Raw genomic sequence first — 23,769 nt, 5'->3', positions numbered from 1 at the left:
AAATTTATATATATTAAGAATCTAACTATCCTCTTATCTGGCCGTTTCCGGTTATTTCAAACTTGTATGATGTCAGTTCTTTTAATCCCATAGGTCCTCTTGCATGAAGCTTCTGTGTGCTTATCCCGATTTCTGCACCAAATCCAAACTGAAACCCGTCAGTAAATCTTGTAGATGCATTTACATATACGCAGGCGGCATCTACGCCTTTAAGAAAGGCATTCGCAGCAGCTTCATCCTCAGTAATAATACTCTCGGAATGTCCTGTATTGTACTTGTTAATATGCTCAATAGCTTCATCCACGCTCTTGACGGTTTTGACAGATAAAATATAATCAAGATATTCTGTTCCAAAATCAGTTTCTGTTGCGGGCTTTGCGTCAGGCAAAAGATTTATAGACAATTCATCTGCTCTAAGCTCAACATTTTTTTCATTCATGGCTTTACTTAGCTCAGGTAAAAAAGTATCCTTTATATCCTCATGAACAACAAGTGATTCTGCCGCATTGCAGACACCGATTCTCTGAGTCTTCGCATTTATTATTATGGGAATAGCCTTTTGTATATCAGCAGCCTTGTCTATGTATATGTGGCAGTTTCCGCTTCCTGTTTCAATTACGGGAATCTTACTGTTTTCGCATACCATTCTGATAAGCCCCGCACTTCCCCTGGGTATAACTACATCTATGTATTCACGAAGCTTCAAAAGTTCTCCAACAGCACTTCTGTCTGTAAAAGGAACAAGCTGAATAAAATCAGGATTACAGCTTGCTTTTTCAATTGTTTTTCTGATCACATTTGTAATAGCTATATTTGAATCAAAAGCATCTGACCCTCCTTTAAGTATAACAGCATTTCCGGATTTAAATGTGAGGCTGAAGGCGTCAGCTGTAACATTTGGTCTTGATTCATAGATAATACCGATTACCCCAAGAGGAACACTTACCTTTTTTATCCTTAGACCATTTTCCAAAGTCCAGTCATCAAGTACACGGCCCACAGGATCTGGGAGCTTTGCAACCTGTTTTATTCCTTCCGCCATATCATTTATGCGTTCCTTGGTAAGGCGAAGTCTGTCGATAAGCCCCTCGTGCATCCCGTTTTCTTCACCTTTTTTAATATCTCTGCTGTTAGCCTCTAAAATTTCATCAGCATCTTCAATCAATGCATCAGCAACAGATAAAAGAATAGAATTCTTTTTTTCTTCTGTGAGTTTTTGTAATGAAAACTTTGCATTAAAGGCATTCTGACCAAGTTTCTGTATCGTACTGATTATTACATTGTTATCGTTACTCATGTCTGTAGGTCTCCTTATCAGTAATAACTATCTTTACCTTATGATCGTCCTCTGTCATAAAAGGACTTAAATCATCTGAAACATTCTGAAAATCATATCCTATGGCTATGGTGGTTACTGTATAGTCTTTTATCTTATCCTCAAGTTCCTTCAAATAGTTATCATAATATCCACCGCCGTAGCCTATTCGATTGCCACTTTTATCAAATACCAGCCCCGGAAGAATGATTACAGTTTTTTCAGACCCATGGCTAAACTTAACAGAATCACTTTTTAAAACAGGTTCAGGTATTGAGTACTTGCCTTCTACCAGCTCAGACAGAGAATTGATCTGAACAAATTCCATTTTACGTGTTTTAGTATCTGTAATTTTTGGACAAAATACCTTTTTGTTATTATTCAGTGCATTCTTAATGACTTCAGTTGTATCCGCTTCGCTTCTGAAACTGTTATAAGCAAGTACATTTTCAGCTTCACGGTATTCCTTTGAGGACAATAGTTTTTCTGTAATATTATCATCTAGTGCTTTCTTGTCATCTTCAGATAATAGGTTGCGCATTTTTGTCATTTTGTCGCGGTAAAAATCTTTACCGTTTTTATAATGCATTGCAATTTTCTCAGCAACCTTCATTCCATCCATTGCCGCAGAAGTTATACCTCCTGCATAACCTGCGCCTTCCCCTGAAGGATAAAGTCCTTCAATACCCAAAGCTTCAAAATTTTCATCTCTGTTAATTCTTACAGGCGAAGATGTTCTGGATTCGATACCTGATAATAAAGCGTCGTCCTTATCAAACCCCTCAATCATTTTTCCAAAATGTGCAAAACCTTCAACAATGGACCTGTTGATATCACATGGGAGAATTTCATGTACAGGAGCAAACGACCATCTCCCCTTAATACATGGATTATTTCTTCCTACGTTTTTATGCTTTTCCATGTTTTTTTGAAGTTCATCTTCTTTTTGAAGAACATCTTTTCCCTGATTTCTTTCGTATATGATTTCTACGCCCTTTTTGAAATCATCAAAATATTCTACAGGAACATTTCCACCCGCAAGCTCAAATGCCTTGCTCTCGAGCTTTCTCTGGAACTCCACACCGGCTAAAACATCTTCAGAGCCAAAGTCATCCGGCTCTATCGTAACAACAATCGCAGAATTTGCATTTTTTCCATCACGCCCCGAATAGCTCATACCATTTACGCAAAGTCTGCCCTCCTCTGATGAAGCGTTTACCACATATCCGCCGGGGCACATGCAAAAGGAGTAAACACCTCTTCCGTCTCTGCTTCTGGCAGTTACCTTATATGGTGAAGGTGGAAGGCTTGCAGGATCCTCTATCCCGTATTGTGATTTGTTTATAAGAGATTGTTCATGTTCTACGCGTAGTCCGATGGCAAAGGCCTTAGGCTGCATACTTATTCCCTGATCCTTAAGCGCATAAAATGTATCTCTTGCACTGTGTCCAATAGCAAGAACTACAACATCAGATTTAAACTCTTTTCCATCCTGACATTTAACACCGTTAATTTTCGAATCTGTTATAAGTAACTGAGTAACCTTTGTTTCAAAAAAGAAGGTTCCGCCTTTTCTTATAATCTCATTTCTTATATTTTTTATTACTTTGCGCAATATATCAGTGCCGATATGTGGCTTGGACTCGTAAAGAATATCCTCGGGAGCCCCATATTCATGAAAAATTTTCAGACACTGAAGTCCCAGCCCATTCTTATCTTTTATCATGGTATTGAGCTTACCGTCTGAGAATGTTCCGGCGCCGCCTTCTCCAAACTGAACATTACCCTCAGGCATAAGCTTTCCACCATTCCAAAAAGCTTCAACAGCATCATGTCTTTTATCGACATCCATGCCACGCTCCAGGACAATAGGGCAATAACCTGCCATAGCCAGCTCATATGCGCAAAACAGACCTGCCGGACCTGCACCGATTACTATGGGTCTCATTGCACTGTCAGTCTTACGTTTAAACTCTTCATCCTCTTTTCTGTTATATGGAAAATGATATTTCTTTTCAGATACGATTGATGCTTGTTTACAACCGGACTTTCTTAATATCTTTTCCTCAGAGACTGATTTTTCACTGATTTTAACATCGATTACAAAGACATCCATTATCTCGGATTTTTTTCTTGCATCGATTGAATGCTTCCTGATAATAACTTTATCTATATCTGATAAACTTATTTTTAAAAGCTTTGAAGCTTTTTTTGCAAGTTTCTTTTTAATATATTCTTTTTTCTCAAATTCATTGTCGGGATATTTTTCATATCCACCATTAATAAGCTTTATTGAGTTTAATCTTATCATAAGCAGCTTGCCGCCTCTCCGGCTATATAACCACTGGTCCACGCCCACTGCAAATTGTAACCGCCACAGCGTCCATCAACATCAAGCAGTTCACCAATTATAAATAGTCCGGGATTTAACTTACTTTGCATTGTATCATCTATATCTCCAAGACTGATACCGCCCTTTGTAACTTGGGCCTTTTTATAATCTGCAAAACCTGATATATCAACCTTAAGTTCTCTGTATTTATGCAGAATGCAGCTTGTCATTGATTCTCCGACATTCTTAAGCTTCATGTTTTTATTTATCTTCATTCTTTTCAGAATCATTTCGTTAATATTTGAATTGCAGAAGCCTTCAAGTAGCTCTCCAAGTTTTCTGTCGCCGGGAAGTGACATCATAGCCTTAACAAGCGAATCAAATTCATCATCATTATATCCCGGGAATAAATTAATGTATGCAGTCACCGGTCTGCCTTTTGAAATATGCTCTGCAACCACTCCGGAAGCCTGCATAACAGGTATCCCTGATATACCTTTAGAAGTTATCTGAATTTCTCCGTATTCTGAAGCTATTAATTCATCTCCAATATAAAAGCCGACATTTGCAAGAGCTCTTACCCCACTATTATCAGGTAAGGTGCCGTCTTCAGACAAAAGTGGAACAAGTGCTGGACCAGTTTCCTTTTTAGTCATGCCGTGCTTTTCACAAATATAATATCCATCTCCCGTCGAGCCCGTTGTCTTTGGGCCTGCCAATCCACCTGTTGCAAGTATTACAGCTTTTCCCTGATATTCATTAACGTTGGTTTTTACAATAAAAGTTCCTTTGTCATCCTTATTTACCATCTTCACCTGTTCATTAAAACAGAAGGTGACACCAAGTCTTTTACATTCATTAAAAAGAACTGCCACAACAGTAGCAGCCTGACCTGAAATCGGATAAAGATAGCCATCTTCATTGGTAATTACCAAGCCAAGCGAAGCAAAAAAGTCCATGGCCTGCCGTACACCAAATCTTTTGAGCCAAAGATCCATTCTGCCCCTTGCTTCTTCATTATATTTATCTGCTGACATATCAAGGTTAGTAAGATTGCACCTTCCATTACCTGTCATAGACAGCTTTTTACCGCAGGAATCTGTTTTCTCTATTACCGTGACCTCGGCTCCATCCCTGGCAGCAGCTATAGCTGCACAAAGACCTGATGCGCCTGCTCCGGCTATAATCACCCTATTTGAAGAAGCCAATAGCTTAGTTCCTTTCTTTTCCGATCATATCTGAAACAATTGCAAAATAATCACCAAATGGCATACGTTCCACTTCATATCTGTTAACGCTTCCCAAAATCATCAGAAGAACCATATATATTAAAAACGCAATCAAAAGAGCAATAATGAATGTCAGTATCTCTCCTATCACATTCACAAGAAGCTTGTTAACAAGTAATGCAGCAAGTCCTGATAATACTGAAGCAAGCAATGGCAGAAGAATATTCCTGATCATCATGAGGTTAACATCAAGCATGACCTTTATTTCAAAAATACCAAGAATCCCCTGTACTACAAACATAGCTGCAAAGGCTGCTATAGAAGCATGAATTCCAAAACCACCGGCATATGACATAGACAAAAGTACTGCAATGTGAACAATCACTCCCACAACAAGATTCCCCAGCATAACAACCTTATTCTTTAATTGTTTTAATAAAAATGACTGGAATATGATAACTGCGCCTGGTATAACGACAGGAATTGCCATAATTACCATATTGGCGCCTGCCTCATTACTCTTTCCAAATACTACCGTATTAAAAGTTTTCGCAAGGAGCATAAGCCAGATAACAACAGGGAATATCAGCATAGCCTCAAAATGAATCAAATTTTGAAGTCTGCTTCTTGCTGCCTTATAGTCCTTCTTAACAATACTGACATGTACTCCGTACCATGACTTAACAAAAGGAAGTGCCGTCATAAATACAAAGAAAATCACCACGGAAACACACTGACCAATATAAATTCCCCAGTTATTTATATTATTGTCGTTAGGATGAAGCTTATTTGCAACATTAAGGTATACACATTCATCGATAAAAACAAGTATTCCTGTCAAAGCAGCAACGAGACTGTTAACTATCAAGTCATTTACACACTCATTTTTGTGATTATTCATAACAGGTGAACTTTCTTCAGCTATTTCCTGAAGATCGTTCTTCCTAAGTAAAAATACGATAACAACAAATATAAGGCTTATAAGGGCGCTTGCGGATATTCCCATAGCAGCACCAATAGCGCCATATGCAGGTGCTATGTCATTTACATGCATAAGCGCATCAACCTTTTTGCCATAATCATATACAACATTTGAAATAAGAAATGTTGTGACTAAAGTTATAACTGTAAGTATTGCATCTGAAATAACGGATACAAGAGAATATCCTGAGCCACTAAGATATCCCCTGATAACTCCCTGTATGCTAAGGAATAAAAACGCAGGAGATGCTAAAAGCAGAACATAAAAGCTCCTTGGAGAATGAAATATCAGGTTAGCCAGAATAATGGATAAACCTGCCATCAAAAGAGTCACAATCAGCCCTGCCACAAAGCTTATTATCATCAGCTGTTTAACATTTTTCTTAGCAGAAAGCATCTGCCCGCGATAAAGTCTGTTACGGACCATCTCCCTTGTAGTGCTTTCGAATGCACATATGAAAACACAATATGCGATCATAAAAAGTACAACAGGTGCTGCAAGAAATCCTACGCCATCTGAACCGGTCATATCAAAGAACACAATTAGCAGAGCCATCATTGCCAAAATAAAAATCATTCCCGATGCAAGTACCACATCAGGTCTAATCTTAATCTTTTTACTCATACCTCTCATCCCCTTTTTGCTTAATCTCTTGTGATATTAAGCGAATTCAAAACTTTTTCCTGTTTACTCTCCATAACAGCGGCTTCATCTGCTTCCATGTGATCATAGCCGCACAAGTGAAGCATAGAATGAGCCACAAGAAACGCAAATTCTCTCAGTTCACTATGACCATACTCCTTGGCCTGCTCTTTTACACGCTTTTCATTGATCACAATATCCCCAAGAAAAATTAATCCGCTTTCAGGATCAATAATATCTATACGCTGTTCACCCTCTGCAACTGAAAAGTCACCCGGTGCATCATATTCTATATTTGGAAATGAAAGAACATCCGTTGCTGAATCAATATCACGAAATTCAGCATTCATCTCTCTAATGCCTTCGTCATCCGTTATAAGAAGACTTATCTGAACATCAAATGGGCAGTTTTCACTCCTTAGCACTTCTGCTGCAACCTTTTTTGCCACTTCTTCAATATCAAATGAAAAAGCAGCATCCACCTCATTATCAACGTAAAAAATCATAGTAGAGTTTCTCCTTTTTCATGAGCTTCTTCATACGCTCCAATTCATAGAGTGAAATATTATAGTTATATAATTCCTTATTCTCCATCTTATGAAGAAAAATCTTATCTATCAGTTCATCATAATTGATCTTTGAATCTTTGTTCTTTTCAAATAAGTAAGTGATAGAAGCTATAAGTGTCTCACACATATATATTATTGCAGATTCCTTTGAAAGCTGCTTGGATTTGTCATTTTCAATATATTCTTTAAGATATTCAAGCGCTTCCTCCGGGAAGTTATTGTCTATATAAAAATGCTTAACCTCATCCCATGTCTTAGTGCCGTCAATCACTCCTATTTTGTAATAATATGACATAGTCTTGACAGCTCTGGCATTTAGTCCGAGATCAAGGGCAATCCTCTCCGAGAGATATGCTATATGTATTGCCCTAAAGTAGGCATCCTTGTCCTTCTCTTTTAACTGAACAAGTAAAGGATACTCAGTATCATTTATGTCCATATATCTGTCATTGCTTTTTCTGATTACATATATTCCGAAAATATTTAAAAGAACAAGTGTAAGTATAAGACTTATTATAATATTAACTGTCGGAGCTATAAACATAGTCACAGAGAATGTGCGATTCTGGAACAGAATGTCATATGCCACAAGAAGCGTAAACAAAAGAGTCAACGAAATAAAAAGAGGCATTCCCAGCTTTGTTGTTTCTGTAAGATCACGCAACAATACAAGAATTACAACACCTGAAAGAAAATAAATAAAGAATTCCGCATAGCTTCCCTCTTTTTCCAGCAAAACAGAAAACATAACAAGCATAGAACCTGAAAACAGACCTATCTCATTTGTTGAAAAAAGCCCAAGCAAAAGAAAAATGAAAACAAATGGCCAAATCTCAGCTGTTATAAGAGGAAGAAACATGGATATGATAAGACCAAAATAAAACGAAAGTACAAACCTGTGTCTTTTCTGACCATTATCATATGCAAACAAGCCTCTTACACTTGCGTCATTTAACATGTATATAAGAATGCCGCCACACAAAAATCCCGTAAAGGTATTTCGTATAATATTCTCAACCTTAAGTCCGTACAAAAATGAGAATAACAGCATCAATAGTCCCGTAACAAAAAAGATAGAGCCAAAAATAAATCTCATGGGACCTTCACTTTTATTAAATATCGATGAAAGGACTTCATTATCCTTACGTTCTGTTGTTTTATCCATTTTTATTTTCTTTCCCGTTTTTTAATAGCTCTTTTCTTAACCTCATTTGACTTTGTTTTTTCAAAGTCTTCATAAGCCTTTACAATCTGCTGAACAAGCGGATGGCGCACTACATCCCTGCTTGTAAGATTGCAAAATGCAATATCGTCTATCTTTTTAAGAACAGCAGAAGCTATGTCCAATCCGGACTTGGTGTCAGCCGGAAGGTCCTTCTGAGAAGAATCGCCCGTAATAATAACTTTTGAGCCAAAACCGATACGTGTCAAAAACATCTTCATCTGTGCAGGTGTAGTATTCTGCGCTTCATCTAGTATTATAAAGGCATTGTCCAAGGTCCTTCCGCGCATGTATGCCAGCGGAGCCACCTCGATCAATCCCTTTTCCATATTCTTTACGAAATTATCAGCACCCATGATCTGATACAGAGCATCATATAAAGGTCTAAGGTATGGATCGACCTTACTCTGCAGATCTCCGGGTAAGAATCCAAGCTTTTCTCCCGCCTCTATAGCAGGTCTTGTAAGAATTATCCTCTCAACCTCCCCCTTCTGAAAAGCGGTTATAGCCATAGCCATACCAAGATAAGTTTTACCTGTACCGGCAGGCCCAAGTCCAAATACTATCATTTTGTTTCTGATAGCATCCACATACTTTTTCTGTCCTAATGTCTTTGGCTTAATAGGTTTGCCATTAACTGTATGACAAATAATGTCGCCATCTATCGCAGTAAGAACATGTCCGGAAGCTTCCTCCTCATCTTCCGAAGGATCATTTTTTAGCGAAATGGCATAATTTACACTTTGCTCTTCAATTTCCGAACCGGTTTTGGAGAGACCTGCCAGTTCACTTATTATGTCATATGCCTTTTTTACGCTTTCAGATGTGCCGATAATATGAAGCTCTCCACCTCTGTCGATTATCTCAACTCTGAGGTTGTCCTCAATCTTTCGAATATACTTATCATGCTGCCCAAAAATGCTTTGCATCTCTTCAATTCCAAGGCGCATTGTTTTCTCAGTAATATTACTCATTTATGATATGGCTCTCCATTAATTATTCTATAAGCGCGATAAATCTGCTCAAGCAGAATCACACGCATCATCTGATGAGGAAAAGTCATGTCCGAAAAACTAAGTTTTCTGTCACACGATCTAAGAACCTCATCTGAAAGTCCAAGTGACCCACCTATTACAAACTGCATCCGGCTGCAACCCATGACGCTTTCCGTTTTTATAACCTCGGAAAAGCCCACAGATGAAAAGCGCTTACCATCAATTGCAAGCGCAAACTTTAAAGCCTTAGGATCAAGATATTTCAGAAGCTTTTGTCCTTCTTTATCCTTAATCTGTTTTTCTACAGATTCAGGAGCATTATCCGGTGTCTTCTCATCCTGAACTTCTATTATTTCCAGTTTGCAGTATCGTGACAGTCTCTTGGAATATTCTGAAATAGCATCATTCCAATATTTCTCTTTTATCTTTCCTACACAGAGAATATCAATAGCTATCAATTTTCATCTCCAAATGTTTTAGTATAAAAATCATCAATAAATGAATCGATCAGATCTTCATCTACATTTACAAACTGCCTGACAATTCTGTTCTTAATGTATTCTGTACGTTTAAAATATAAGTCCTGTTTGTCAGTCAGGATTTCATATTCCTCATCTTCATCATACATATGCTCATTAATAACTTCTGCTGTCAGTTCCTGATCGCAAAAATTTTTAATCTTATCAAGAACGGTATCCTCTTCAGCAGCCTTACTTTTGAATATTTTATAGCTTCTTACCGATAAAATACCCATAACAAAAAACAGCACAAACAGAGCTCCCATAACTCCGCATGTGAGATATTTATTAAACATAGGCATATTTAATGGATTTTTGATAAGAAATAAGATGTCCCCGATTAGACCAACTGCTCCAACAGATATTAGCATAATGCCTGAAGACTGGTTGTCTTCAGCTTTTTGCGCACTGCTCTGATATACCATATACCTCCCTCTTCCGGCGCATAGCGCCGCCTTCTCCCGAAGGAGAAGGCTGATAATTTTTATTTATTGGACAAATATTCATCTATGCCCTTTGCTGCAGCCTTACCTGCACCCATTGCGAGGATAACTGTAGCAGCACCTGTTACTGCATCACCACCTGCAAATACACCATCCTTTGATGTCTTTCCATTAGCTTCATCAGCAACGATACATTTTCTTCTGTTTATCTCAAGACCATCAGTAGTGCTGGAGATAAGAGGATTAGGACTTGTTCCGAGTGACATGATTACAGCATCACATTCAATTTCAAACTCAGAACCGGGAACCTCAACCGGACTTCTTCTTCCGCTTTCATCAGGCTCGCCAAGCTCCATTCTTATACATCTGCAGCCGCGAACCCATCCGTCTTCATTTTCAAGAATCTCTACAGGGTTACAAAGAAGATCGAATATAATGCCTTCCTGTTTAGCATGCTCTACTTCTTCCTTTCTTGCAGGAAGCTCTTCCTCAGAACGTCTGTAAACAATATGAACCTCTGCACCAAGGCGAAGTGCTGTACGTGCTGCATCCATGGCAACATTACCACCACCAACAACTACACACTTCTTAGGTCTCATAATAGGTGTTGTACTATCCTCTGAAAATGCTTTCATAAGGTTACTTCTTGTAAGGAACTCATTAGCAGAGAATACTCCAAGTGCCTGTTCGCCGGGAATATTCATGAATCTGGGAAGTCCTGCTCCTGAGCCGATAAATACAGCCTCAAATCCCTCATCCTTCATGAGTGAATCAACTGTAACAGATTTTCCAATAACAACATCCTTCTCGATCTTTACGCCAAGAGATTCAACATTTTCAATTTCTTTCTTTACAACAGCATCCTTAGGAAGACGGAATTCAGGAATACCATAAACCAAAACTCCACCTGCCTCATGAAGTGCCTCAAAAATTGTAACATCATATCCCATTCTTGCAAGATCGCCTGCACAGGTAAGACCTGCAGGGCCTGATCCGATAATAGCAACCTTCTTGCCCTTCTTTTCTTTAGCTCCCTGGGGCTTGATTCCTCTTTCTCTTGCTGTATCAGCAACGAATCTCTCAAGCTTACCGATAGATACTGCCTCACCCTTAATGCCACGAACACATTTGCCTTCACACTGACTTTCCTGAGGGCAAACACGTCCACATACTGCAGGAAGCGCACTTGATTCACTTATTGTCTGATAAGCCTTCTCAACATCGCCTTCCTTAAGCTCCTGAATGAATTTAGGAATATTAATTGAAACGGGACATCCTTGAACACACTGAGGATTAGGGCAGTTAAGGCATCTTGTAGCCTCATCTACAGCTTCCTGTTCGTTATATCCCAAGCATACTTCTTCAAAATTGGTAGCGCGAACTTTCGCATCCTGCTCGCGAACCGGAACTCTCGTCCAAACGTCTTGTGCCATTTTATTCTCCCATCTGTTATTAATTACAATTTCCGCAACCGCCGTGATGAGTGTCGCCTTCCTGTTCCTTAAGTGCAAGGCGTCCCTCTTCTGTCTGATAAAGTCTCATACGCTTCATGGCCTGGTCAAAATCAACCTCGTGTCCGTCGAATTCAGGTCCATCAACACAGGCAAACTTAACTTTTCCGCCAACGGTAAGACGGCAGGCACCACACATTCCGGTACCGTCAACCATGATAGTGTTCATGCTGACGATTGTGGGAATACCAAGTTCCTTTGTAAGCTTGCATACAAATTTCATCATGATCATAGGTCCGATAGCTACGCAGTGATCATAACGTTTACCTTCATCATAGAGATCCTGCAGGCATTTAGTAACCATACCCTCTCTGCCATATGATCCGTCATCTGTAGTAACATAAAGATTGCAAACGGTCTTAAATCTCTCCTCGAGAATTACAAGGTCCTTATTCTTAGCACCAATGATAACATCACAATCAACACCATGTTCCTTAAGCCATTTAGCCTGAGGATAAACAGGAGCTGTACCTACACCACCGGCAATAAAAACAATCTTCTTTTTCTTTAATTCTTCGATGTCTTCGCTGCAAAGGTCAGAAGCATTTCCAAGGGGACCAACTACATCGGCAAGACAATCCCCTGCTTTCTTGCGGCAGATTTTACGTGATTCAGCGCCAAGTGCCTGAACAACAAGTTCAACCGTACCCTTTTCTCTGTCATAATCACAGATTGTAAGCGGAATACGCTCACCATCTTCTTCAGCTCGAACAATAAGGAACTGTCCGGGCAAACATGTGCCGGCTACGCGGGGAGCTTCTACGATAAGCTGATGGATATTCGTAGCTAGCTCATTAGCCTCTAAAATTTTGAACATTGCTCTCCTCCTGAATTTGATTTTTCAAAATCTTTTTTAATAAGAATAATAATAGATATAAAAGCCATTTTCAAGCTTTAATATATTAAAGTGCTAAATTGATATTATCTGTTTGAAATTGTAATAAGTGTATAATTGCCACTGGAATCGTATCCGAGCCTGTTTACTTTGCCATCATGTTTATTAACAGCATACAAAAGACCTGTGTCTTTAGTGTGTCCGTCATTATATACATGTGTCTCTGTGAACTTATAGTATTCACCGGATCCTGCTATCTCAATATCTCCGCTGTAAACGTAATCGTAATGGCCTTCTTCACCTCTTACTGAACCATTCATATCAAGAAGAATATCCAGTTTGAACAAAATCTTCATTATACTTTCCCTGGCCTGTTCAACTGATACCAGAGTGGTATATGACAGATGATATTTCTTCTCAACTATGTCACTGTAGTTGTTTTCATCATCCACAGTAACAAATTTAAATGTAGTCGTTCCCACAGGCATTGAAATCGGATTTATATACTCAGTTGATTCTATGGTAGGGTCGCTTCCGTCTGTGGTATAGAAAATTCTGCATCCCGGATCGCATACTGCAACTATCATTGTAGCAGATGAGTAATCACCGCTATCCTCCATGATTACAGGCTCTTCAGGCCCCAGATTTTCAAGGTGATATGCAGCACTTACAACGTTACTTTTTATCCCGTATTTGTTTATAAGAACTGCCTTTATACTGTAATCGCCCTCTTCCTCAAGGATCAGCTCATTACTGTACAATATACTCTTTTCATCAGGATCACCGCCATTTACAGTGTAATATATACTACCCTCAGACGAATCTTTTATTCCGACATTTATGACTTCGTCATATTCCCCTTCCGCAGGGTATATCTCCGGATCATCAGGTAAATACATTTTGTACTTTTCATTGGTTGATGGCATATTTACATTTATGAGAAGCTCATTAATCCTGTCATAATCACCGGCTTCTTCATAATTTGCAATCATTCGGTCTATAGCATAAAGAGCTGTATCATCACCGTAAACTGAGGAATCTGAAAGTGTTCCTATCGTAATTAATGCTTCATCTGCTTTACCGGCTTCCATCTGATATTCATACTTCTTGATTATAAGTTCTGCCTTTTCATCAGCAGATTCATCAGATGTGTTCTCAATAGCCTTGTCTATTGCAGTGATAGCATCCTCAAGCTTACCCTCAACATAGTACTTTTCGGCCTGCTCTTCGAAGCTTCCCGCATTGTTTTTGCCATCAAACATGAAAATAAGCACAACTATAAAGGCTATTATGATTCCCAATGCTGTAATGGCCGGGACAACGAAGGGCCTAAGCTCACTCTTATTTGCTTTTGATCCCGTAAGCCGTTTTGTATAAAAAATGCTCTCATTCTTCAAATCATCTGCCACACCGGAAAGCGATTCATTTATTCTGTTTTCTATTTCTGGATCAAACTCCGGAACAAAGTTAATCTCTTTGCCACAAGCTTCGCAATAAAGATGCCCCTCCGGAATCTCAGCTCCACAATTAGGACATTTCATAAATTTTATTCTCCGGCAAATTGAAGTGCAGATTCAAGACAATTATTCATAAGCATTGCAATTGTCATCGGTCCTACTCCGCCGGGTACAGGCGTAATGGCACTGCATTTAGGTGCAACATTTTCATAATCAACATCGCCGCACAGTTTTCCGGTTTCAGAGTTTCGATTAATGCCTACATCAATGATGACTGCGCCATCTTTAACATAATCCTCTGTTATCATCTTTGGCTTTCCAACAGCAGCGATCAGAATGTCTGCTCTCTTGCAGACAGCCTTAAGATCAGTAGTTCTGGAATGAGCTACGGTAACTGTTGCATTTTCTCTAAGCATAAGAAGTGCCATAGGCTTGCCGACTATATTGCTTCTGCCTACAATTACACATTCCTTACCACTTATGTCGATATCAGATCTCTTAAGAAGCTGTATAATTCCGGCAGGTGTACATGAAACAAAACCCTTTTCACCTATACATAATGCACCGACATTCATTGGATGAAAGCCATCAACATCCTTTTTAGGTGATATTGCATCAATAACCGTCTTTTCATCAATATGCTTTGGAACCGGCATCTGTACAAGAATACCGTGAACACTGTCATCCTCATTAAGCTTTTGAATAAGCTCTAAAAGCTCCTCCTGGGTTGTCTCCTCAGGAAGCTCGTAGGATAAAGATTTAAAACCTACATACTCGCAAGCTCTTTTTTTATTTCTTACATAAACCTGAGAAGCAGGATCAGACCCTACAAGAATTACTGCAAGGCAAACCTCTATACCGGTCTTTTCCTTAAGCTGAGCTGTTTTTTCCCTGACTTCATCCTTCACTTGCTGTGAAATCACTTTTCCATCAATAATTTTCATAAAGTATATTCTCCGGTATTAAAATAGTCCAACAATATTGCCCTTGTTATCAACATCAATGCCAAATGCAGCGGGCTTCTTAGGAAGTCCGGGCATAGTCATTATGTTACCGGTGAGTGCAACGATAAATCCTGCACCTGCAGAAACATATACATCTCGTACATTGATATCAAAGCCTGTTGGTCTTCCAAGAAGAGAAGGATCATCTGACAATGAGTACTGTGTTTTTGCCATACAAACAGGCAACTTCCCATATCCCATGTCCACAATCTTCTGAAGCTGTTTCTTTGCAGCATTTGAATAGATTACACCATCTGCTCCATATATCTTTTTGGCAACTGCTTCAATCTTTTCTTCAGGAGTAAGATCATCAGAATAAATGGGTGCATAGTTAGATGCTTTATTTTCAAGTGTATTTAAAACAGCCTTGGCAAGAGCTTCTCCACCCTTACCTCCGTGCTCCCATACTTCTGAAATAGCAAATTCGCAGCCTCTTTCTTCACAGAATTCCTTAACAAATGCGATTTCCGCTTCTGTGTCTGTAAGAAAGCTGTTAAGTGTAACAATTACAGGTATTCCATACTGTTGAAGGTTTTCAATATGCTTCTCAAGATTGACGATGCCTTTCTTCAGAGCATCAAGATTCTCAACTGACAGCTGATCTTTCGGAATAAGTCCATTGTATTTAAGAGCTCTGATAGTTGCAACAAGTACAACTGCATCCGGCTTAAGACCATGCATTCTGCATTTAATATCCAAAAACTTCTCAGCCCCAAGGTCTGCTCCGAAACCAGCTTCGGTAATTGTTATATCAGCCATATGTAAAGCGGCATTTGTAGCTCTTATAGAGTTGCAGCCATGCGCAATATTGGCAAAAGGGCCACCATGTATCAAAACCGGTGTATGTTCAAGAGTCTGAACAAGGTTGGGCTTCATGGCATCCTTCAAAAGAGCAGCCATTGCACCTACTGCATTAAGATCACCGGCTGTAACGGGATTTTCCTGATAATTATAGGCTACTACAATTTTTGAAAGTCTGTCCTTCAGGTCATTCATATCCTTTGCAAGACATAAAATAGCCATTACCTCAGTTGCAACGGTTATTACAAAGTGGTCTTCTCTTACCACACCATCCATCTTACTGCCAAGACCGACAACGATGTTTCTGAGAGCTCTGTCATTCATATCTTCGCATCGTTTAAATACAATCTGTCTTGTATCTATACCAAGTTCATTGCCCTGTTGGATATGATTGTCCAAGAGCGCTGCAAGCAGATTGTTTGCTGAAGTTATAGCATGAAAATCACCGGTAAAATGAAGGTTAATCTCATCCATAGGAACAACCTGTGCGTATCCGCCCCCGGCTGCTCCGCCTTTAATACCAAAACAGGGTCCAAGTGAAGGCTCACGAAGTGCAATCACAGTCTTCTTGCCAAGACGTGACAAAGCATCTCCAAGACCAACACTTGTGGTCGTCTTGCCCTCTCCGGCAGGGGTGGGATTTATAGCTGTAACAAGGACAAGCTTACCTGCATTATTACTGCTTATCCTCTGTAGATACTCCTCTGATAATTTTGCTTTATATTTACCATAAAGCTCCAGGTCGTCCTCAGTTATGCCAACATTTTCGGCCACCTTCTTAATCGGCCAGAGCTCAGCCTCTCTGGCGATTTCAATATCTGATTTTACTGCCATTTAACTCTCCTCCCTATTTCTTAGTCAACTTTAAAAAGTCAACTTTATGAAGCATTATCTATCATGTGCTCAAATTCTTCTTTTGTCATAAGAATTCTTCTTGGCTTGGTTCCTTCTTCAGGTCCGACAACACCGGCGTCGCTTAGCTGATCCATAATTCTTGCAGCTCTGTTAAAACCAATTTTATATAATCTCTGTAACATACCGATAGATGCTTTCTCTTTTTCAATAATAGCCGCACCGGCCTGAGCAAACAACGGATCCACATCAGAACCTGAATCAGTTGCATCAGCGGAAGCAGAACCTCCGGATGATGATTTTGATGAAACCTCCATGCTTGAAATCTCTTCTGATACATTCCCACCATAATTGGTTTCAACTCCCTGGGTCTTAACAAAATCAGTAACAGCAGAAACCTCATCATCAGACACAAAGCATCCCTGAACTCTGGCAGGCTTATTGTATCCTCTGGGGAAGAACAACATGTCTCCCTTACCTATCAGTTTTTCAGCGCCATAGCTGTCAAGTATGGTTCTGGAATCAACACCACTTGATACTGCAAATGCTATACGGCTTGGTATATTAGCCTTGATAAGGCCTGTAATAACATCAACTGAAGGCCTCTGTGTTGCAATAATAAGATATATTCCGGCAGCTCTCGCCAGCTGTGTAAGTCGTACTATAGAATCCTCAACCTCATTCTTAAACTGCATCATAAGATCCGCAAGCTCATCAACAATAACGACGATTTCTGGCATCTTCTGCATTGATTCATCATTAGAATTCTCACACAACGCATTGTAGCCCTTCAGGTCTCTTACCTTTGCATTGGCAAACTTCTTATATCTTGTAGTCATTTCTGCAACAGCCCAGTTGAGCGCTGCAGCAGCCTTCTTAGGATCTGTTACAACAGGTATCAGTAGATGCGGTATTCCGTTATAAACAGAAAGCTCTACTATCTTCGGATCTATCATTATCAGCCTTACATCTTCGGGAGAAGCTTTATATATTATGCTCATAATAATAGTATTAATACAAACCGATTTACCTGAGCCGGTCGCACCCGCTATAAGAAGATGAGGCATTTTTGCTATATCAGTAACAACCAGCTTTCCGGCTATATCCTTACCTATTGCTACAGAGAGCTTCGATTTTGATTTTTGGAACTCCTCACTCTCAATAAGATCGCGCAAAGCAACCATGGAGTTCTCTTTATTAGGTACTTCAATCCCGACTGCTGATTTCCCCGGAATCGGTGCTTCAATTCTGATATCCGTTGCCGCCAGATGCATCTTAATATCATCTGCCAGATCGACTATTTTTCTAACCTTAACTCCTGCTTCAGGTTGAAGCTCATATCTGGTAACCGATGGTCCCTGGCTTATATCTGTAACAGTTGCATTAACATGGAACATCTGAAGTGTATCCTGAAGTGTCATGGCAGTCTCCTTCAGATGTTTAGCTGAATCACCCTTGCCCTTGGTGCCCTTTTTCAACAGCTTAAAAGGAGGAAACTCATACTCAATGACAGGTCTTTTTTCAATAATTTGTTGTTGTTCCTGCCTCTTTGCTATTTCCTCTTTATTCTTTGTAGTTGTAATAAAATCCGTACTGTGGACTGCATAGTCTCCATTGTAATCAGGTGCAATAGCTTCTGAGTGGATCGGTATGCTATCCATACTTTCATGCTTTTCTTCCCGAAGTTTAGCTACAGGCTTGGCATTTCTAACAGCATTTAATGCTTCAAGAGCCGCACTCTCGTCATATTCTTCTTCGTCTGTTTCAGCAACAGACTCATCAGCAATATCTATGCTATGTCGGTCATCATTAACAGGTTCCTTAACCTGAGTTTTCATAACAAACTGACCATCAGGCTGCTGACTTGTAGACAGACTAGGTTTAAATCTTATTTCATGAATATCATCATGTATTTCATCTTCAGGAATAAAGACAATCTGTTCTTCAGGTTCATCATCAGATTCGTCATCAAGTCCATGAATTCTAAATTCCTGCTCTTTTACTTTTTCAGGAGCCTCAGAATTTTCATATTCTTCGCTTACTTCATATTCCTCTTCATCTTCTTCATTTGTATCAAGAAGCGTATTCATACTCACGCCTGACACTTTTTTATCCATACGAAGGATTTTTGCATCTTCCTTCTGTTCCAGGAGAAGCTGTTCCTCTTCCTCGAGTTGCATTCGCCTCTCCTCACGGAGCCTTGCACGTTCATCCATCATATCTTTATAATATGCTGCTTCTTCCCTTGTTCTCTCAAGTACATGCTTCCCACCATTCTTCATACTATGAAGCATCGTCTTTTGAGTAAAAAGGGCAACTCCAATGAACCCTGCAACCATCATCAGTATTATCGTTCCGGCAAGGGAGAGATTACGATAAGCAAAATAAGCAAAGCTTCCGCCTATAAATCCGCCACCGTTCTGCTCATTAACACATGCTTCATAAATATCAGCAGCACTGTAATGATTCATACCCTGTATTCTTCCGCAGACAAGCTCAAAAAACATGCCAAATACCAATAAAATCAGCAATCCTGAGAATATCTTCCTAAGCGCTGCCGGACTTGGACCATTAGATAATAAAAGTGCACCGATACCAAAGAAAACAATAGGCATAATATATGCCGTTATTCCAAAGATACCGAACATAATACCGCTTATGACGTTGCCAAAGCTTCCGCATATTCCAAAATTACATAAAAATAAAAAGACCGTCAAAGCTGCGAATACGATCAGCATGATCTCGCTTTTAACAGCATAGTCCAAAGGTTCTTCCTTATATCTTGCTCCGGACCTTGTATTCACCTCTGTACGTCTTTTTCCTTTACCTTTTTGTCTGCTTGCAGCAGAACGTTTTCTTGAATTACTTGTAGCCATAATCACCCGTTACTTTTTTCAAAACTTTCCCCAGTACATGCAATGTAATAATACGCACATACACAAAACAGTATACCATTTTTACAATCATTGTGCTATACTTAACACGCTCAGTGATAACGTATTTCTTTATAAATTGGAGGAAATTCATATATGGAATTCAGACAGGAACTCGAGACAGGATTGCTTAAGCAAATCGGTAATATCGAAAACGAGCTTAAGATTAAAGATGTTGCATCAAAGTGCAGATTACTTAAGACAGAGAACGGTCTTAAGGTTGAACTTTCTTATACAGGTCCAAATGCAAGTAAATATCTTCAGTATGTTGAGAAGCACCGTGAGGAGCTCACTAATTACCTGCTTCATCCGGATGATGCAGATCTTTATGAGTGGATGGAAACAAGTCACCAGACTTCACTTACACTCAAAAAGCATGAAAAAGAAAAGCTTATACTTTACGTAAATTTTGATCCTGAAACCATGAACGTACTTACCGGGATCGCCGATGAGAATGTTACAATGAAGCTTGGTGCTCCTCTTATGAACATCTGCATTAAGGATATGTCCAGAAAAGCTTTCAAGCTTTCAATTTTCGAAATGCTTCTTCTTGCTGATGAAATTGCACTCGCTATGGGTAATGAAGAACTTCGTAAGATGGCTAACATTGAGATGGTAAAAACCTACTTGTCAGAAATTTATGATAAGTTTCATGAAGGACCTATTATCGACTGATCAAATCAGTTTTGATAACGTCTCGTCAAATTATGACTTCTTGAACGCAAAGATGAAAAAAGTGTTCAAGAATCCTGCCTTCGGCAACCAAAAAGCAGACAGTTTAGAAGCTTCAAACTTCTTATCTGTCTGTTTTTTACTACTCTTTTATCTTCTGCTGTAAAAGTAATCTTCCGCAGAAATATACATCATAGTTTCATTGTAGTATTCTTTTAGCATTGCATTAAACAAATGCTCATTTCTGTGGTGATATTTAAAACCGTTTCTCTCAATTACATTTTTCGACTTCTCATTCCCGTCAAAAAAGCTGCACCATATTCTGCTAAGTCCAACTTCAACAAAACTATATCTGACAAGTTCTGCCAATGCCTCAGATGCATATCCGTTCCCCCAAAATTCTTTTCCGATCCAATATCCTATTTCAGCCTCGTCTTCGCGTTTTATACCGCGCTTTTCAGATGAACCAATACGAAGCCCGATACTTCCAATCGGGCACTGAATATTTTCTTTCAGAGTTATGGCATACTCGCCTTCATCCGAAAGAATGGATCGTATTATCGCCTTTGAATAGCCTGCATCCTTATGAGGCAGCCATCCTGCTCCGCTTCCGATTTCAGGGTCGCTTGCAAGTGTATATAAAATTTCAGCGTCTTTTTCTTCCCATTTGCGAAGAAAAAGACGCTCTGTTTTCAAAGTTCCAACCAAAATCAATTGTTCTCCTTTGCAACGAACAACGTTCCGACATGCTTTTTATTGATTATGTCATACAAATAATCAGTATTTTTGCCATTGGTTATAAGAACATCAACGCCTCTGGAGGTTGCAAGCTCAGCTGCCTGAAGCTTTGTTACCATTCCGCCTGTACCTCTATTAGATCCGCTTCCTTCAGCAAGTGCATAGATATCATCATTGATATCCTCCACTCTACTAATAAGCTTGGCATCAGGATTGGTTGAAGGGTTCTTATCATACAAGCCCTCTATATCCGAAAGAATAATAAGCTTGCAAGCACCGCAAAAGACTGCAACAATTGCAGACAACATATCATTATCAGAAAACAGTTTCTGCTCTGACTCAATCTCAGCATGGCTTACTGAGTCATTTTCATTGACAATAGGAATTATGTGATTTTCAAGCAGCGCATCAAAAGTATTCTGAAGATTCTCTCTCCTTGCAGGATTCTCCACATCATCATTATCCAGAAGTATCTGTCCCACTAAGCGTCCGTACTCTCCAAAAAGCTTATCATACAGATGCATCAGTTCAGACTGCCCCACAGAGGCAGCTGCCTGCTTTAATCTGAGACTTTTAGGCTTTTGCTGAAGTCTCATCTTGTTAGCTCCGACAGCAATAGCTCCGGAGCTTACAAGAACAACATCATATCCTAAATTTTCAATACCTGACAATGCTCTGCACAAGAGATCAATCTGATGAATATTGATTCCGCCGTTTTCGTTTGTAATTGTAGAGGTTCCAACCTTTACAACTATGCGCTCTTTTCTGATTTTCTTTGGACTCATAAATTTCCCCGTAAATTAGTTGTCATAATCAACAATTCTATTAAGGTAATAATCAACGGAACCTGTAGTATTATTTTTCAAATACTTATAGTTTATGCGGATAATAGTTGTAGAATACATACTTTCCTCAGTTACATCGCCGTTTTCAGCTACAGTAACCTGCTTCTCACCACTAAGATTAACCTTCTTGTTATTCTTGGAAGGTGTCCAGTAAAGAACAGGCTCTACCTTGTTGCCTGAACCGTTGTTTCTGTATTTACCGATCTGGATTGATTCAAGTGCATAGTTCTTGGACATTTTTACATTAATCTTACCATTCTTGAGATCAGTAATGTAATTCTGTGTACCAAGACCGATTTTTGTAGAAAGCTCTTTACCTGCAAAAGTTGCTTTTTCAACAGGTGTAGTTGCATTAATAAGTGCTCTGTATTCCTGACCATCTACAGTAAACTTGAAGTTGTAGAGTTTGCTTTTCTGTGTGTAGAAAGAAAATCTGTAAACTACCTTTCCGTTTTCATCATCATACTTTTTGAAAGTTCTCTTGTATCTGAGCTTCTTATTGCACTTAATGTTCTTGATTTTAGCATCTTCATCATTAATTGCTACCGTAAGAACATTCTTAGCATAAGTTCCGGGCGTAATAGTTATCATACTGTTACCGGTTTCCTTATAGATAAGTGCGCCTCTCTTGTTTAAAGCCTGAACTGTCTCACTGATATCAACCTTAGCTGCAGCCTTAACAGAAATATTTGTTGTAGGTGCTGCACCAACAATGAATGCTGCAGCAAGAACTGAAGCTATAAACTTTTTAGCTATACTAATCCCCTTGTTTTTCATACTTTTCCTCCTTAATGTACATATATTTTGTGTCTAAAAAACATTCTAACCACAAGAATAAGTAAATGCAAGTAAAATTCAGACATTTATTAAAATTACGTTTAAATTCACGGCATAAACAAAAAAGGGACTTCGCCCCGATGTTTGATATAATCATCTGATGCGATAATCCCTTATATATGGATTAGGCGGGAGTCGAACCCGCGTCCAAAAATCCGTCCCCTGTCCTTCTACTGTCATAGCCTGCTATTGTGGCTAAGCCATTTCCCTCTCATAACCGGAAGCATGCGCCCTAATATGAGAAGTAGCTCCTGATACGACCATAGCTACGGAGCAATCACCATGTCGTTTCCTGCATAGTCGACGTAGATTATTAAGTGTGCAGGTGCACTTAAGTCTACGCGCCGCACTTAGGCAGCGAGTGCTAAATTATCTTCAGCGTTTATATTTAGTTTGAGGTTTAACGCACCGTCCTGCGGACAGCTTCTCCAGCTTCAGAATCCCTGTCGAAACCTTTACTAACCCTTATTCAATTGTACGTACTTCTATAAGAAGTTACGCTCTATAGTATATCGGCATATCTAAAGAAAATCAACTATACCTGTGGTTTAGTTTTTAAAATTATCTAAGGCTCACCTTATAGTCTCTCATTGCCTCTCTCTGCTGGTCTCTCTTTGCGGTAGTCTCTCTCTTGTCATAGAGTTTCTTACCTTTAGCCAGTCCTATCTGAACCTTAACCTTGCCGTGTTTGAAGTAAACCTCAAGAGGGACAAGTGTATATCCCTGTGCCTGTGAAGCCTGGTCAAGCTTTCGTATTTCGTTTTTATGAAGAAGAAGCTTTCTTACGCGAAGCGGATCTTTATTAAAAATATTTCCCTTTTCATAAGGACTGATATTCATACCACAAACATAAGCTTCACCCTTATCTATACTAACCCAGGCTTCCTTAATGCTGCATTTTCCCTGTCTAAGGGATTTTACTTCTGTTCCCGCCAGTGAAATTCCTGCTTCATACTTCTCCTCTATGAAATAATCATGGAAGGCTTTTTTATTATTAGCAATTAACTTTATGCTGTCGTCAGCCATGATAAAGATTC

20 protein-coding genes and 1 other RNA gene are annotated in these 23,769 nt (G+C 39.3%); 1 reads left to right on the top strand and 20 read right to left on the bottom strand.

The window, feature by feature from the left end; genetic code table 11:
• Positions 1-25 precede the first annotated feature (25 nt).
• The 15 genes from ACHCNF_RS01775 to ACHCNF_RS01705 form a co-directional block, all read right to left on the bottom strand.
• Complete coding sequence (locus tag ACHCNF_RS01775) at positions 26-1,297, bottom strand: glutamate-5-semialdehyde dehydrogenase (RefSeq protein ID WP_408071088.1); 1,272 nt, start codon at positions 1,295-1,297, stop codon at positions 26-28.
• A complete protein-coding gene (locus ACHCNF_RS01770; RefSeq protein ID WP_408071087.1) occupies positions 1,290-3,626 on the bottom strand; it encodes a 5-formyltetrahydrofolate cyclo-ligase in 2,337 nt (778 codons plus the stop codon). The genes ACHCNF_RS01775 and ACHCNF_RS01770 overlap by 8 nt, the downstream gene beginning before the upstream one ends.
• The gene (locus ACHCNF_RS01765; RefSeq protein ID WP_408071086.1) at positions 3,623-4,855 is read right to left on the bottom strand and encodes an aminoacetone oxidase family FAD-binding enzyme; all 1,233 of its coding nucleotides are present in this window, start codon (positions 4,853-4,855) and stop codon (positions 3,623-3,625) included. The genes ACHCNF_RS01770 and ACHCNF_RS01765 overlap by 4 nt, the downstream gene beginning before the upstream one ends.
• Positions 4,856-4,859: 4 nt before the next feature.
• Positions 4,860-6,482: a hypothetical protein gene (locus ACHCNF_RS01760; RefSeq protein ID WP_408071085.1), complete on the bottom strand. Its 1,623-nt coding sequence runs from the start codon at positions 6,480-6,482 to the stop codon at positions 4,860-4,862.
• Positions 6,483-6,502: 20 nt separating this feature from the next.
• Positions 6,503-7,006, bottom strand: coding sequence for an rRNA maturation RNase YbeY (ybeY, locus tag ACHCNF_RS01755; RefSeq protein ID WP_408071084.1), 504 nt, complete (start codon positions 7,004-7,006; stop codon positions 6,503-6,505).
• A complete protein-coding gene (locus tag ACHCNF_RS01750; RefSeq protein WP_408071083.1) occupies positions 6,990-8,234 on the bottom strand; it encodes a hypothetical protein in 1,245 nt (414 codons plus the stop codon). The genes ybeY and ACHCNF_RS01750 overlap by 17 nt, the downstream gene beginning before the upstream one ends.
• A 2-nt stretch (positions 8,235-8,236) precedes the next feature.
• Positions 8,237-9,265 (bottom strand): PhoH family protein, encoded by a 1,029-nt coding sequence (locus tag ACHCNF_RS01745; protein ID WP_408071082.1) that lies wholly within the window; start codon positions 9,263-9,265, stop codon positions 8,237-8,239.
• On the bottom strand, positions 9,262-9,741 hold the full coding sequence (rlmH, locus tag ACHCNF_RS01740; RefSeq protein WP_408072172.1) for a 23S rRNA (pseudouridine(1915)-N(3))-methyltransferase RlmH: 480 nt from the start codon (positions 9,739-9,741) through the stop codon (positions 9,262-9,264). The genes ACHCNF_RS01745 and rlmH overlap by 4 nt, the downstream gene beginning before the upstream one ends.
• Positions 9,741-10,229: a hypothetical protein gene (locus ACHCNF_RS01735; protein WP_408071081.1), complete on the bottom strand. Its 489-nt coding sequence runs from the start codon at positions 10,227-10,229 to the stop codon at positions 9,741-9,743. The genes rlmH and ACHCNF_RS01735 overlap by 1 nt, the downstream gene beginning before the upstream one ends.
• Before the next feature lie 59 nt (positions 10,230-10,288).
• The gene (gene gltA / locus ACHCNF_RS01730; RefSeq protein ID WP_408071080.1) at positions 10,289-11,680 is read right to left on the bottom strand and encodes an NADPH-dependent glutamate synthase; all 1,392 of its coding nucleotides are present in this window, start codon (positions 11,678-11,680) and stop codon (positions 10,289-10,291) included.
• Positions 11,681-11,699: 19 nt separating this feature from the next.
• A complete protein-coding gene (locus ACHCNF_RS01725; protein ID WP_408071079.1) occupies positions 11,700-12,575 on the bottom strand; it encodes a sulfide/dihydroorotate dehydrogenase-like FAD/NAD-binding protein in 876 nt (291 codons plus the stop codon).
• Positions 12,576-12,679: 104 nt separating this feature from the next.
• The gene (locus ACHCNF_RS01720) at positions 12,680-14,134 is read right to left on the bottom strand and encodes a chitobiase/beta-hexosaminidase C-terminal domain-containing protein (RefSeq protein WP_408071078.1); all 1,455 of its coding nucleotides are present in this window, start codon (positions 14,132-14,134) and stop codon (positions 12,680-12,682) included.
• A 5-nt stretch (positions 14,135-14,139) separates the two neighbouring features.
• Positions 14,140-14,994: a bifunctional methylenetetrahydrofolate dehydrogenase/methenyltetrahydrofolate cyclohydrolase FolD gene (folD, locus tag ACHCNF_RS01715; RefSeq protein WP_408071077.1), complete on the bottom strand. Its 855-nt coding sequence runs from the start codon at positions 14,992-14,994 to the stop codon at positions 14,140-14,142.
• Positions 14,995-15,012: 18 nt separating this feature from the next.
• The gene (locus tag ACHCNF_RS01710; RefSeq protein ID WP_408071076.1) at positions 15,013-16,689 is read right to left on the bottom strand and encodes a formate--tetrahydrofolate ligase; all 1,677 of its coding nucleotides are present in this window, start codon (positions 16,687-16,689) and stop codon (positions 15,013-15,015) included.
• A gap of 44 nt (positions 16,690-16,733) precedes the next feature.
• Complete coding sequence (locus ACHCNF_RS01705) at positions 16,734-19,583, bottom strand: FtsK/SpoIIIE family DNA translocase (protein WP_408071075.1); 2,850 nt, start codon at positions 19,581-19,583, stop codon at positions 16,734-16,736.
• A gap of 153 nt (positions 19,584-19,736) precedes the next feature.
• On the opposite strand from ACHCNF_RS01705, the gene ACHCNF_RS01700 reads away from it, so the two are divergent.
• The gene (locus tag ACHCNF_RS01700) at positions 19,737-20,315 is read left to right on the top strand and encodes a hypothetical protein (protein ID WP_408071074.1); all 579 of its coding nucleotides are present in this window, start codon (positions 19,737-19,739) and stop codon (positions 20,313-20,315) included.
• A gap of 147 nt (positions 20,316-20,462) precedes the next feature.
• On the opposite strand, the gene ACHCNF_RS01695 is transcribed toward ACHCNF_RS01700, so the two are convergent.
• From ACHCNF_RS01695 to smpB, 5 genes are all read right to left on the bottom strand, one after another.
• The gene (locus ACHCNF_RS01695) at positions 20,463-21,020 is read right to left on the bottom strand and encodes a GNAT family N-acetyltransferase (RefSeq protein ID WP_408071073.1); all 558 of its coding nucleotides are present in this window, start codon (positions 21,018-21,020) and stop codon (positions 20,463-20,465) included.
• Between the two features lie 2 nt (positions 21,021-21,022).
• Positions 21,023-21,835 carry a glutamate 5-kinase gene (gene proB / locus ACHCNF_RS01690; RefSeq protein ID WP_408071072.1) on the bottom strand — a complete coding sequence of 271 codons (813 nt, stop codon included), beginning with the start codon at positions 21,833-21,835 and terminating at the stop codon, positions 21,023-21,025.
• A 15-nt stretch (positions 21,836-21,850) separates the two neighbouring features.
• Positions 21,851-22,672 carry a hypothetical protein gene (locus ACHCNF_RS01685; RefSeq protein ID WP_408071071.1) on the bottom strand — a complete coding sequence of 274 codons (822 nt, stop codon included), beginning with the start codon at positions 22,670-22,672 and terminating at the stop codon, positions 21,851-21,853.
• A gap of 177 nt (positions 22,673-22,849) precedes the next feature.
• Positions 22,850-23,197: a transfer-messenger RNA gene (ssrA, locus tag ACHCNF_RS01680) on the bottom strand.
• Positions 23,198-23,293: 96 nt separating this feature from the next.
• Positions 23,294-23,758: an SsrA-binding protein SmpB gene (gene smpB, locus ACHCNF_RS01675; protein ID WP_408071070.1), complete on the bottom strand. Its 465-nt coding sequence runs from the start codon at positions 23,756-23,758 to the stop codon at positions 23,294-23,296.
• Between the last annotated feature and the right edge of the window lie 11 nt (positions 23,759-23,769).

Source organism: Butyrivibrio sp. NATIVEDY162 (assembly GCF_045999815.1).
In the GTDB taxonomy this organism is placed as follows: Bacteria; Bacillota; Clostridia; order Lachnospirales; family Lachnospiraceae; genus Butyrivibrio.
This window is presented reverse-complemented; position numbering and strand designations above follow the sequence as displayed.